This is a genomic window from Mucilaginibacter roseus (assembly GCF_021215455.1).
Lineage (GTDB): Bacteria > Bacteroidota > Bacteroidia > Sphingobacteriales > Sphingobacteriaceae > Mucilaginibacter > Mucilaginibacter roseus.
The window spans coordinates 192,284-204,787 of sequence record NZ_JAJPWV010000003.1 but is presented as its reverse complement, the minus strand read 5'-3'; the positions used below and the strand labels follow the sequence as shown (position 1 = coordinate 204,787).

At 43.7% G+C, this 12,504-nt stretch carries 11 protein-coding genes; 2 read left to right on the top strand and 9 right to left on the bottom strand.

What is annotated here, in order from left to right; all coding sequences use genetic code 11:
- Nucleotides 1-41: 41 nt before the first annotated feature.
- A complete protein-coding gene (gene leuS / locus LT679_RS09955) occupies nucleotides 42-2,843 on the bottom strand; it encodes a leucine--tRNA ligase (protein WP_232177326.1) in 2,802 nt (933 codons plus the stop codon).
- A gap of 121 nt (nucleotides 2,844-2,964) precedes the next feature.
- Between leuS and LT679_RS09950 the strand changes: the two genes are divergently transcribed.
- Entirely contained in the window at nucleotides 2,965-3,141 is a 177-nt protein-coding gene (locus tag LT679_RS09950; protein WP_232177324.1) for a hypothetical protein, read from the top strand.
- 107 nt (nucleotides 3,142-3,248) lie between these two features.
- Here LT679_RS09950 and secG read toward each other — a convergent pair whose 3' ends face one another.
- Genes secG through miaB form a run of 6 tightly spaced genes read right to left on the bottom strand, consistent with a single transcriptional unit; the run spans nucleotide 3,249 to nucleotide 8,703 of the window.
- The gene (gene secG / locus LT679_RS09945; RefSeq protein WP_232177322.1) at nucleotides 3,249-3,614 is read right to left on the bottom strand and encodes a preprotein translocase subunit SecG; all 366 of its coding nucleotides are present in this window, start codon (nucleotides 3,612-3,614) and stop codon (nucleotides 3,249-3,251) included.
- Nucleotides 3,615-3,624: 10 nt separating this feature from the next.
- Nucleotides 3,625-4,959 carry a hypothetical protein gene (locus LT679_RS09940; protein WP_232177321.1) on the bottom strand — a complete coding sequence of 445 codons (1,335 nt, stop codon included), beginning with the start codon at nucleotides 4,957-4,959 and terminating at the stop codon, nucleotides 3,625-3,627.
- Between the two features lie 21 nt (nucleotides 4,960-4,980).
- Nucleotides 4,981-5,499 (bottom strand): LptE family protein, encoded by a 519-nt coding sequence (locus LT679_RS09935; protein ID WP_232177319.1) that lies wholly within the window; start codon nucleotides 5,497-5,499, stop codon nucleotides 4,981-4,983.
- A gap of 6 nt (nucleotides 5,500-5,505) precedes the next feature.
- The gene (locus LT679_RS09930; protein ID WP_232177317.1) at nucleotides 5,506-6,762 is read right to left on the bottom strand and encodes a sigma-54 interaction domain-containing protein; all 1,257 of its coding nucleotides are present in this window, start codon (nucleotides 6,760-6,762) and stop codon (nucleotides 5,506-5,508) included.
- A 54-nt stretch (nucleotides 6,763-6,816) separates the two neighbouring features.
- On the bottom strand, nucleotides 6,817-7,167 hold the full coding sequence (locus LT679_RS09925; protein ID WP_232177315.1) for a four helix bundle protein: 351 nt from the start codon (nucleotides 7,165-7,167) through the stop codon (nucleotides 6,817-6,819).
- Between the two features lie 54 nt (nucleotides 7,168-7,221).
- Nucleotides 7,222-8,703: a tRNA (N6-isopentenyl adenosine(37)-C2)-methylthiotransferase MiaB gene (gene miaB / locus LT679_RS09920; protein ID WP_232177314.1), complete on the bottom strand. Its 1,482-nt coding sequence runs from the start codon at nucleotides 8,701-8,703 to the stop codon at nucleotides 7,222-7,224.
- Between the two features lie 140 nt (nucleotides 8,704-8,843).
- Between miaB and LT679_RS09915 the strand changes: the two genes are divergently transcribed.
- Entirely contained in the window at nucleotides 8,844-10,607 is a 1,764-nt protein-coding gene (locus LT679_RS09915; RefSeq protein WP_232177313.1) for a hypothetical protein, read from the top strand.
- On the opposite strand, the gene LT679_RS09910 is transcribed toward LT679_RS09915, so the two are convergent.
- Nucleotides 10,604-11,179: a hypothetical protein gene (locus tag LT679_RS09910; RefSeq protein ID WP_232177312.1), complete on the bottom strand. Its 576-nt coding sequence runs from the start codon at nucleotides 11,177-11,179 to the stop codon at nucleotides 10,604-10,606. The two genes, LT679_RS09915 and LT679_RS09910, sit on opposite strands and share 4 nt — an antisense overlap.
- Before the next feature lie 52 nt (nucleotides 11,180-11,231).
- Entirely contained in the window at nucleotides 11,232-12,476 is a 1,245-nt protein-coding gene (dctA, locus tag LT679_RS09905; RefSeq protein ID WP_232177311.1) for a C4-dicarboxylate transporter DctA, read from the bottom strand.
- Between the last annotated feature and the right edge of the window lie 28 nt (nucleotides 12,477-12,504).

Genomic DNA, 12,504 nt, shown 5'->3' with positions numbered 1-12,504 from the left:
ATGCTAAGTCCCCTCTTCGTTAAAAGAGGGGACGCAAAGTATCACACCACAATATTCACAATACGGCCTTTAACCACGATTAGCTTTTTAGGCGTTTTGCCATCAATGTATTTCTGAACATCAGCGTTAGCTAATACGAAAGCTTCCACATCCTTTTGGTCAAGACTAAGCGATATGTTCAGGTTCATTTTCGTTTTACCATTTATCGAGATCGGGTAAGCAAATTCATCTTCAACCAGGTACTCCGGATTGAAAACCGGGTAAGCGGCGTATGATAATGAACCAGCAGGGTTACCTAGCAATGCCCAAAGCTCTTCAGTAATGTGCGGCGCGTATGGAGCCAGTATAATCACCATATTCTGCAAAATGCCGCGCTTGGTACATTTCAGATCGGTCAATTCGTTCACCGCAATCATGAAGCTCGACACCGAAGTGTTGAATGAGAAACGCTCAATATCTTCTTCAACCTTTCGGATGATCTTGTGTAGTGCTTTCAATTCTGCCTTGCTTGGCGCTTCATCTGTTACGCGGAAATTCCATTGCTCATCATGGAACAAACGCCAAAACTTGCGCAGGAATTTAAACACGCCTTCAATGCCATTGGTATTCCATGGCTTGCTTTGCTCCAGCGGGCCAAGGAACATTTCGTACATACGCAGCGTATCGGCACCGTAGCGTTCAATAATGTCGTCAGGGTTCACCACGTTGAACTTTGATTTCGACATTTTTTCAACTTCAACGCCGCAGATGTACTTGCCGTTCTCAAGGATGAATTCGGCGTTCTCAAATTCTGGACGGAATTTTTTGAACTTCTCCAGGTTCAGAACTTCGTTCTCCACAATATTCACATCTACATGCAGTGGCGATGTTTTATATTGATCGAGCAAACCATGCGATACGAAAGTATTTGTACCACGGCCTTCATCGTCAATCAGGCGATATACAAAGTTACTTCTGCCTTGTATCATACCTTGGTTGATCAGCTTTTTGAAAGGCTCTTCCTCCACCACAAAGCCAAGATCCTTTAAAAACTTGTTCCAAAAACGGCTGTATAATAAGTGGCCGGTGGCATGCTCGCTGCCGCCAATGTACAGGTCAACATCCTTCCAGTATTCAATGGCTTCTTTTGAGGCAAATTCCTGGTCGTTATGGGCATCCATGTAGCGGTACCAGTACCAGCTTGAACCTGCCCAGCCCGGCATGGTGCTCAACTCATACTCACCTTCAGGGTGTTTCCAATCCGTTGCTCTGCCCAATGGTGGTTCGCCGGTTTCGGTTGGCAGGTATTTATCAATTTCAGGTAACAATAAAGGTAGTTCAGTTTCATCTATCAGGTACGGCAGGCCGTCCTTAAAATAAACCGGCACCGGTTCGCCCCAATAACGCTGACGGCCAAAAATAGCATCCCGCATACGGAAGTTGACCTTCGCTTTACCTGCACCAATTTCTTCCAGCTTGGCAACCACGGCAGCCGTAGCTTCCTTGTAACTTAAGCCGTTTATAAAATCGGAGTTGATGTATTTACCTTCCTTGGTCGGGTCAGCTTCGGTTTCAATATTTTGAATATCGATAATGGGTACTATCGGCAAGTTGAAGTGCTTGGCAAAAAGGTAATCACGCTGGTCGCCTGATGGCACTGCCATTACCGCGCCGGTACCGTATCCTGCCAACACGTAATCGGCAATCCAAACCGGAATTTTTTCACCGTTCAGCGGGTTAAGTACATAGCTGCCCGTAAAAGCTCCCGATACGGTTTTGGTATCGGCCATGCGGTCAAGCTCGCTTTTCTTTTTGGTTTGCGTAATGTAAGCGTCAATATCAGCCTTTTGTTCAGGAGTGGTTAACGCGGCTACCAATTCATGCTCAGGGGCAATCACCAAAAAGGTAACACCAAAAATGGTGTCAACACGTGTAGTGAAAACCTCTATATAGTCAGTAGTGATTGGTGATTGGAGCGTAGTTTTATCTATCCCAAACCTTACGCTTGCGCCGGTGCTTTTGCCTATCCAGTTGCGCTGCATTTCTTTTAATGGTTCGGGCCAATCAATAGTGTCCAAACCCTGTAGCAAACGGTCGGCATAGGCGGTAATGCGCATGCTCCATTGCATCATTTTCTTTTGCTCAACAGGGTAGCCACCGCGCTCGCTAAAACCGTCTTTCACCTCGTCGTTCGCTAAAACGGTACCCAGGGCGGCGCACCAGTTAACAGTGCTTTCGCGCAAGTAAGTAAGGCGGTATTTTAGCAACTCTTCCTGCTGTGTTTTGAGCGGCAAAGCCTTCCATTCGTCGGCAGTAAAAGTCGAAGTATCTTCATCGCTTACCGCATCAATACCTTTTGATCCCGATGTTTCAAAGTGTTTAACCAGCTTATCAATGCTTTCGGCCTTATCGGCAGCTTTGTTATACCAGGAATTGAATAACTGCATGAAAATCCACTGCGTCCACTTATAATAATCGGGTGAGCTGGTGCGTACCTCGCGGCTCCAGTCGAACGAGAAACCGATTTGGTCTAACTGCCTGCGGTAGGTAGCAATGTTGCTTTCGGTGGTGATTGATGGGTGCTGGCCGGTTTGTATGGCATATTGCTCGGCCGGCAAGCCAAATGAATCATAACCCATAGGGTGCAATACGTTAAAGCCGCGCAGGCGTTTGTAACGTGCAAAAATGTCTGAAGCAATGTAACCCAGCGGGTGCCCAACGTGCAGGCCGGCCCCTGATGGGTAGGGAAACATGTCCATTACATAATACTTTGGCTTCGCGCTGTTGTTTTCAACCTTAAATGTTTGGTTTTCGGCCCAAAACTGCTGCCATTTCTGCTCAATATCTTTAAATTGATAATCCATATACCTTATATAACGATTGCGCTGCGAAAATAGCAAAGTTTGAAGATAACCGCCTACTAAATGGCTGATTAAGTTGATTGATTGGGTAGAGATTGAACTTTTTATACCGTAAATTTGATATATGAGCAACGATAAAAAAAACTGCCGCCCGCTACGTACGGAATGGGTGCCATCGGCCTATCGTAATGACAGCGGTGCAGAGCCATCATCACGGAGCGCAGCTATACCTAATATTACCGGGTTTGCGAAGAAGATGTTAAAAACAGAATTTTGTAAGAGAAGCGTGATTAACCGGTAAACAATCAAGCCCAACAATGTATTAGAACGATATTCAGGGTAAAAATTCAGGCACAAAAAAGGCCTCAATAATGTTGAGGCCTTAATATTTTCAGTATATGTTCCTGCTTATTTCTTTGTAGTATCAGCCGGTTTTTGTGCCGCGCCTGAACCTGCGCCCGGAAGAACCGGTGCAGTAGTAGCAGGTGCTGATGGTTTTGAAGCGTTGTCTATCTGGCGTTTCAGATCACTGTCGCCAGAGGTAGTACCACCACTTTTAACAGATACGTTGATAGCTAACGAAAGTACCATCAATGTAATAGCCAGTATCCAGGTGCCTTTCTCTAAAAAGTCGCCTGTTTTTTGTACGCCCATCAATTGTGAGGACGCTGAAAAGTTTGAAGCTAAGCCACCACCTTTAGGGTTTTGTATCAACACAATAAGCCCCAACAGTATGCACACTATAACGGCTATAACTAATAATAAAATGGTCATTTGTTTATAATCAACTTGTTTTCTTTTCTAAACTCTGTATACGGTCGGCAAAGTAACGGCTTTTTTCCGGAAATTTCAACATTAATTTTCGGTAAATACCTATGGCTTTGTGGTAAAGCATCTGGTCGGCATAAATGTTGGCCAGCGTTTCACTCACCAGTTCGCTATCATCTTCTGAACTGCGCTTGGCTTTGTTTTCGTTATCAAGCTTTTCAACGCTTGGTGGTTTTATCTGCGGCTCTTCCTTTATAAAACGTTCAATTATTTCATCGCCTTTATGCTTTAATGTTGCGGCAGGGTTATCGGCAGTATGCTTGTCCAAACTTTCTACAGATGAAAGGTGGAAAATATTTTCGATATATTGCTGCTGTAAGGCATCAGCCGCAGCCATTTTTTCGGCTACGATAGCCTGCTGTTCAGGGGTATACTTTGAGTACGGACGATAAATGCCGGAATACTCGTGCCTTGTTTTATCAAGCCACCATAAAAAGGTATATGGCATCTGCTCGTCATGATAGCGCGATACATTCTTTTTGCTTGCAGTATCTTCCGGCTCCTCTTTTGTTTCCTCGGGCAAAGGTTCAGCCTCCTGCACCGATTCGCCAATCTGCCCGAAAGCCTTATCGAACATGAAATAGTCAGTAGCTGCAATGTTGCCTACAATCAGTTTCTCCTCTTCGTCGTTTAATTGAAGTCGGGGTTTTGTGGCTTCAGGCGTAGCATCTGCGTCGTTACCTTCAGACACGTTATTCACTAAATCGCGGGTATCTTCCGCACTGTAGGGGTCTGCGTAATTTAAGTTTGTATCCTCAGCCAGTGTGTCTGTCGTTGTACTGATCGCGATATCCTCAATACTTACAATCTCATCGTAAACTTCTTCCTCTATCGGCTCGGCAATAGGTTGGGTTAATGATTCTAACGGTTCAACAACATCCTGCGGATTGATCAAATCGCTTACAGGTTCCGGCAAATTTTCACCTTCCGTATTTTCAGGAGTTTGTTCAGGCTGTTCAACAGTGTGAACCTCTTGTTCAATGATGTTATTTTGCCTGGCTTTAGGCGCGATACGTTCCTGCTGGATGTAGACATCGCTTGCCTGCACCGTTGGTAACGCAGCATTATCATACATTAACGTATATAAAGTCTGCGGATCAAAATACAGTACCGCGCCAGGATTTTGCTTTTCGTCAAGCGCGCGCGATAACAGCGCCTGTAATACTCCGCTTTGCGGATAGCTTTTTACCAGTTGCTGCAGCTCGTTCACATAAGCCGCCCCGCTATCCGCCGGGTTGCTTAGCAAATGCGCTAAAAATGAATGTTGCTGGTTATTGTTATACTGATCCACGAGGTTGAAACTACGAATTGCTTACCAATTGGCAAAAGCTTTATTGAAAATATCGTCTACCAGCTGGCGTACAATGTTCTGTATCAGCGTTTGCTCCTGTGAGGCTATATCGCCCTGAAAATCCTGGTATTTGGTAAACTGTTGTTCAAAGTTGTATTTTTTCTCTATTTCGTTAGTGTATTTCACGTTAACGGTAATGCTCAGGCGCGACGCGTTGGCAATAGGCGGCGTATTGGGGTTTGTAGCCTCTACCGACACCGGCGTAATGGTATAGTTTACTATAGCGCCCGACATGGAAGCATTAGCTGCCGGATCGCGCACGATACCGAGGCTCGATTGCGAACGTATACGCGCTTTGAGCGCCTCGGTAAAATCCTGGCTCAGGTTACTTACTACCAGCGGCGCGTTGTTTTCAAAAAACTCCACATTGATGGTTTTTAAACCAGCAGGAATTGAGGCCCCATTCAATGATATACTGCACGATTGTGAAAGGAGCATAAGCCCCGTCATCGCTACAAAAAAAACAAGTACTCTTCTCATTTAGCCTTATAAATTTAGCTCTTTGATTTTGCGGTATAATGTACGCTCAGATATGCCCAACTCATTAGCTGCCAGTTTACGCTTGCCTTTGTGTTTTTTTAAGGCCTTGCGTATAAGGTCTGATTCTTTTTCGATCAGTGAAAGTGATTCCTCAACCTCTTCTGCATCGTGCGTAATATGGTAATCGTTGTTATTGTGGTTGTTTACCGGCGTACTGATATTCGCATTAACGGGATGATGCAAAGTAAATTGTGGCTCGGCGCTTTGCGGCAACTCAATATCCCTGTAAAGTTGGTTAATGGCCTGCGAGTGGTCGTCATAATTAGCCGGAACACCACCATGTTCAATAATATTGGCTACCAGTTTTTTTAACTCTACCATATCGCGCTTCATATCAAAAAGCACTTTATACAATATATCTCGTTCCGAAAAATCCTCTTTAGGCTGATTATCCAAACGCATGGGCAAATTGCTGCGGCTCGTTTCGTGCGGAATATAGGTAAGCAACGTTTGCGCGGTGATAACACGGTCGCGTTCCAGCACGGCTAATTGCTCGGCCATGTTTTTAAGTTGACGCACGTTACCCGGCCATGAGTAGTTGATCAATACCTGCTGCGCCTCATCATCCAACTGGATGGGTGGTGTGCGGTACTTATCGGTAAAATCTGAAGTGAACTTGCGAAACAGCAGGTAAATATCTTCCTTCCTGTCGCGCAATGGCGGAATGCGCAACGGTACCGTATTTAAACGGTAGTATAAATCTTCCCTGAACTTGCCTGCCTTAACGGCATCGTACACATCAACGTTGGTAGCGGCAATAACGCGTACGTTGGTTTTTTCAACCTTTGATGAACCAACCTTGATAAACTGGCCCGATTCCAGTACGCGTAGTAAACGCGCCTGGGTACCTAATGGCATCTCGGCAATTTCATCTAAAAAAATGGTACCGCCGTTAACGGTTTCAAAATAACCTTTACGCTCGCCCACAGCGCCGGTATAGGCTCCTTTTTCGTGGCCAAAAAGTTCTGAATCAATTGTGCCTTCAGGTATGGCGCCGCAGTTAACAGCAATAAAAGGCCCGTGCTTACGCGGACTGATCTGGTGAATAATCTGCGAGAACACTTCCTTACCACTACCGCTTTCGCCGGTTATTAATACCGATATATCCGTAGGGGCAACCTGGTTGGCAATATCTATAGCCCGGTTAAGCAACGGCGAACTGCCGATGATACCAAAGCGTTGTTTAATTTCTTGTATATCCATTTTAAAAGAATCGAGAGATAAGAATCATGAGATAAGATGAAACTATCAACTCATTTATTCAGGATTATCATTGTTAAGTATATATTCTCTAAAAGAAAATATCATTTTTTGAACTTCAGCCAACTGACTTAAGCAATTTTCAAGTTTGTCGACATTGCCGTATAACCTGCGCTTACAAATCAAAAATTGAGTTTCAAGTTCATAAGATGATGTTAACGACGTAGTAAGAAATTCACCGAAATGCACATTAGTTCTCTTACCGGAACCCTCTGCAATATTTGAGGGTATTGAACACGCCGCTCGGTTAGTTTGACTAATTAAATTATAACGTTCCGTAAAAGGAAGGTCATCAGTGTAATCATAAACCAAATCAACAAGATCCATAGAACGTTGCCAAATCTTCAAATTTTTGAAATTATGCCTCAACATATCTTAATTCTTGCTTCTTAATTCCTGATTCTATGCAGGGATAATTTTCCCTATCAGCGTAGCCGTAGTAGTTCTTTCAACCAATACGTTAGCATACTGACCTGGTTTGTAATCCGGGTGTACCGGGAATACTACCATGGCATTCTGATCGTTACGACCGCAGTAATCCTGGTCTGATTTTTTTGAGAAACCCTCTATTAGTACACGCTGCACTTTACCCAACTGCTCCTGTAATTTAATATACGAGTATTGCTGCTGTTTGGCAACCACCTCTTTTAAGCGGCGGCTTTTTACAGATTCCGGTATATCATCCGCATAGCGTTTAGCGGCAAGGGTACCCGGCCTTTCAGAGTACATGAACATATAGGCAAAATCGTACTGCACAAAGTCCATCATGCTCAGTGTGTCGGCATGTTCTTCTTCAGTTTCGGTACAAAAACCGGTAATTACATCGGTTGATATACCACAACCCGGTATAATGCGGCGGATAGCATTTACCCTGTCCATATACCATTCACGGTCGTAAGTACGGTTCATTAGTTCCAGCACACGGCTGTTGCCTGATTGTACCGGCAGGTGTATATAGTTACAAATATTATCGTACTTGGCCATGGTATACAGCACCTCATCGGTAATATCCTTTGGGTGCGAAGTTGAAAAGCGCACGCGCAACTCAGGGCTTATTTGTGCAACCATCTCTAAAAGGTTAGCGAAGTTTACAACCTCTCCCAAACCATCCGCGAGGGGAAGGACTTGATCTGTCAGATCTCCTTCAGCACCGTATTGGGCAGGCGTGGTCGCGTTCCATTTGTAGGAGTCCACATTCTGGCCCAGGAGGGTAACTTCGCGGTAACCTTTATTGAACAGATCAGTACACTCGGCAACAATAGAATGCGCGTCGCGACTGCGCTCGCGGCCACGAGTAAAGGGTACGACGCAAAACGAGCACATGTTATCGCAGCCACGCATGATAGATACAAAGGCGTTGATGCCGTTGCTGTTTAAACGTACCGGGCTGATATCGGCATAAGTTTCCTCGCGGGACAATAATACATTAACCGCTTTTTGGCCACCGTCAACTTTATCTATCAGGTTGGGCAGGTCGCGGTAAGCATCAGGTCCTACCACTACGTCAACAAGTTTTTCTTCCTCTAAGAATTTTGATTTCAGGCGCTCGGCCATGCAACCCAGCACACCCACCACCATATCCGGATTTTTAACCTTGGCAATAGTAAATTCCTTTAGTCGGTTACGCACACGCTGCTCGGCATTTTCGCGTATAGAACAGGTGTTAATGAATATTACATCGGCACTGTTATAATCCTTAGTGGTTTCAAATCCCTTTTCAGCTAAAATGGATGCAACAATCTCACTGTCCGAAAAATTCATGGCGCAGCCATAGCTTTCAATATACAACTTACGGCCATTGTTTTTGCCTGTAGGTTCCAAAATTAAAGCCTCGCCCTGCCTGCTCTCGTCGTGTGTTTTATCCGGAATTACCAAATCTATCATGCTAAAATTCTTGTGGCTGCAAAAATACAAATTATGGGTGACAGTTTGTCAGCTAATTAACAAAATAGGCTTTTTGTTGTTATGCTGATGAAATAGACCTACATTGAGACTGTAAGCCTTTACCAAACCCCTAACTATAAATGGCAGCAAAATTTTTAAAACATAAATGGCAAAAGGTAACGGTTTACACGTTGCTTACCGTAGCCGTTTTAATAATTGCGGGAGCCCTGATTTTAAATAGCTACCTTAAACCCATGCTGCAGGATAAATTGCGCAGCAGCATACGCGAAAGTAGCGACAGCTTATACATCGCAGATTTTAAAGAAGCTGAAATAAGTTTGTTAAGAGGTAAAATTACCATCGACAGCGCGACGCTTAGGGTTGATACTGCTGCCTACAAGGCAAAAAAACGAGCCGGCACCGCCCCAAATAATCTGTATAGCCTTAAAGTAAAGCAGATAACACTGGCAGGTGTAAAGGCTTTAAAATTTTATTTCAGCAAAAAAATTGATGTTGGCCGGATTATACTGATCGAGCCTGAGATTGATATGAGCTATGAGGCCAATAATACCGAAGACAAACCCAGTACGGATAAACGCACTATCTGGCAACGCATATCAAAAAGCCTTAACAGTATTCGGGTAGGCGAAATTGTATTGGACAACCTCAAATTCAGGCATATTGACTATGCGCATAAGCGCCCCTTGCTTACCGAAATAAATGAGGTAAACCTGCATGCTGCCGATTTGCTGATTGACTCGGTTACACAGGGCGATACCTCCCGATTTTTTTATTGTAAGGACGTGACTACCGAAATAAAGAATTACAGTGGCAAAACGCCCGATGCCTTATATCTGTATGATATAAACAGCATTAAGCTATCGACACGAAGCAAACAGCTTTGCATACAGGGCATCAAATTAAAGCCCTTTAATAACCTGCTATTCTTTAATAAAACCCGTAGCGACCGTTTTACAATATCGCTTGATTCAGTACAGTTGAACCGTTTTGATTTCATGACCTTTTATAAATACCGCAGTTTTTCCGCAGAAGGCATCAAAATCAGCGATGGCACCATCAGTATTTATAAGGCGCCGAACAAGATCAGCACACCGGCCAAAGAGAATATTAAAACCTTTCCGCATGTGGCGTTGCGTAACCTTGATTTTGGTTTGCGGATTGATACCGTTACGCTGAAAAAAGTGAATCTGGTTTATACCGAGTATAACAAAAAATCAGGACAAACTGGTTCGCTCACCTTTAGCAAAACAAGCGGCAAACTTTTAAATATTACTAATAACAAGCGCGCGTTGCAGAAAAACAACCTATGCAATATAAGCCTTACCAGCTACTTCATGAACCGCGGCCGGCTCGATGTAAAGTTTACGCTTAACCTTACTGATAAGGATGCGGCATTCAGCTACCGTGGCAGCTTGGGGCCTATGGAACTGTCGGGCATTAACCGTGGCGTGGCCCCGATCGCTATGGTGAAGGTAACATCGGGCAATTTAAAACGACTTGATTTTAGCATAGATGCCAATCGTTACCGCGCGAAAGGCCAGGTAAAGTTGCTGTATAATGATTTGAAGATAGGCATATTAAAAAGAGACGAAGACGACGGCAAGCTCAAGAAAAAAGGCCTGATGTCCATATTGGCTAACCACCTGGTTATTGAGCGTAACAACCCCGATGAGCCGGGTAAAGCGCCGCGCTCGGCAAACATTAATTTTATTCGCCCGGTTAACTACGCCTTTTTTAAATTGGTTTGGAAAACGCTGTTTGCCGGTATAAAGGAATGCGCCGGTGTTAGTGATATGGATGAAAAGAAAGCTAACTCTAAATTAAGCGAAAAAGACCTGGAGAAGCAGAAAAAGGCTAAGGAGAAGAAAAAGAAGAAAGATTAACGGTCCTGAAATTTTATCAGCTTAACATCAAATGTACCATTTACAATAATTGAATCCTGTCGATTTCCATAGAGGGAGCCTTTAAACGTGCCTTTTATTCGCTGATCCTTCAAAGACAAAATAACAATTTTCAAACCCTGCCTTTTTTCATTTGTCCTTTCGGTGGACATAGAATAATAACCAAACTCATATGGGGGTTGCTTTAAAGTAATATTTGAAAAATATCTTTTTACTTCGTATGGAAACTTCTTATCACTGATAATGCCGTCATAAAAGGCAAAAACCATTGAGCTCTGGTTATTTCTATCGTCACCAGGAAAGTAACCTCTGGAAAAACCTATTTGGCTTTTATCATACTGCTCGTATCCTGTACTGGGCCCGCTTTTGTAAAAACTTTGCTCGCCTTTAAAATTATAATAATCAGGCCCCTGCACCTCAAATTTCACTTCAACTGTACCTGTATTTTTGGTTGGTATTGGTCCCTCTTCTTCATTGTTTTTTTTACAGGATAGGATAATTATACTGCAAATAAGAAAAACAACAATATAAAACCGCTTGATAATGGATTTCATGTATCGATAAGATTTAAGCACAAATATAAAGCATCTTATAATATAACTTACATTACTTAACAGATGAATCAGTATGCGCTATATCATTAAACTCCCCCTCACTTTTAGCAATCACAACAGTGGCGATGCCATTGCCTATCAAATTGGTGATAGCTCTTGCTTCGGACATAAAGCGATCGACGCCAAGCAATATCGCCACACTTTCAACCGGGATTACTTTTATAGCGGCAAGTGTTGAAGTAAGCACGATAAACCCGCCACCGGTTACCGCCGCCGCCCCTTTGGAGGTCACCATCAGTATACCTATAATGGTTAACTGCTGCTCTATTGATAACGGGATGTTATATACCTGCGCCAAAAATATGGTAGCCATGCTGAGGTATATTGTTGTGCCGTCCAGGTTAAACGAATAACCGGTTGGGATAACCAGACCAACAACCGAGCGGGAGCAGCCAAATTTTTCCATCTTCTCCATCATGCTTGGCAAGGCCGATTCTGACGACGAAGTACCCAGCACCACCAGTATTTCCTGCCTGATGTGTTTTAGGTATCGCCATAAGCTGAACTTATACAAGCGGCAAATAATATTCAGTACGATAAAGATGAACAGGAACATGGTAAGGTACACAGAGCCCATCAGCTTAGCCATAGGTAGCAAAGCCTTAGTACCATAGGTGCCGACGGTATAAGCCATACTACCGAACGCGCCCAGCGGAGCCAATGCCATCACGATCTTCATAATGTTGAAGAACACCTTGCTCAACTTATCCAGCGTAACTAACAGCGATTTGCCGGTTTCGCCCATTTTGCTGAGGCCGTAGCCAAATAGGATGGCGAAGAAAAGTATCTGCAAAATATCACCGCGGGTAAAGGCATCAAAAACGTTATGCGGAACAATGTGCAGCATAAACTCGCCCCAATTCATATCGTGCGCCGCCTTTTGGTATTCGGCTACCTTTGATGCATCTACGCTTTTATTTACATCAATACCACGGCCCGGCTTAAGCACGTTGGCTATTACCAAACCTATAAGTAAGGCAAACGTGGTGACAATTTCAAAGTAGAGCAGTGCCTTGCCACCCACCCTGCCTACCTTTTTCATATCGCCCATATTGGCTATGCCTAATACAATGGTGAAGAATATAATAGGCGCAATCAGCATCGTGATCAGGTTAATGAATATCTTGCTGATGAGCTGTGCGGTTGGTGCGAAACCTTTAAAATAATAACCCACCATCACCCCTAAAATAATGGCGATGATAACACGAAAGGTAAGATTATTAAGCAGGCTCTTCATGGTTTAACAAGTATACGGTTTTTATTAG

Bases quoted from the DNA above. Each gene is read 5' to 3' on its own strand.
- LT679_RS09915 (WP_232177313.1), top strand. From the start codon at position 8,844: ATGGCAGCAAAATTTTTAAAACATAAATGGCAAAAGGTAACGGTTTAC.
- LT679_RS09910 (WP_232177312.1), bottom strand. From the start codon at position 11,179: ATGAAATCCATTATCAAGCGGTTTTATATTGTTGTTTTTCTTATTTGC.
- leuS (WP_232177326.1), bottom strand. From the start codon at position 2,843: ATGGATTATCAATTTAAAGATATTGAGCAGAAATGGCAGCAGTTTTGG.
- secG (WP_232177322.1), bottom strand. From the start codon at position 3,614: ATGACCATTTTATTATTAGTTATAGCCGTTATAGTGTGCATACTGTTG.
- LT679_RS09935 (WP_232177319.1), bottom strand. From the start codon at position 5,499: ATGAGAAGAGTACTTGTTTTTTTTGTAGCGATGACGGGGCTTATGCTC.
- LT679_RS09950 (WP_232177324.1), top strand. From the start codon at position 2,965: ATGAGCAACGATAAAAAAAACTGCCGCCCGCTACGTACGGAATGGGTG.
- miaB (WP_232177314.1), bottom strand. From the start codon at position 8,703: ATGATAGATTTGGTAATTCCGGATAAAACACACGACGAGAGCAGGCAG.
- dctA (WP_232177311.1), bottom strand. From the start codon at position 12,476: ATGAAGAGCCTGCTTAATAATCTTACCTTTCGTGTTATCATCGCCATT.
- LT679_RS09930 (WP_232177317.1), bottom strand. From the start codon at position 6,762: ATGGATATACAAGAAATTAAACAACGCTTTGGTATCATCGGCAGTTCG.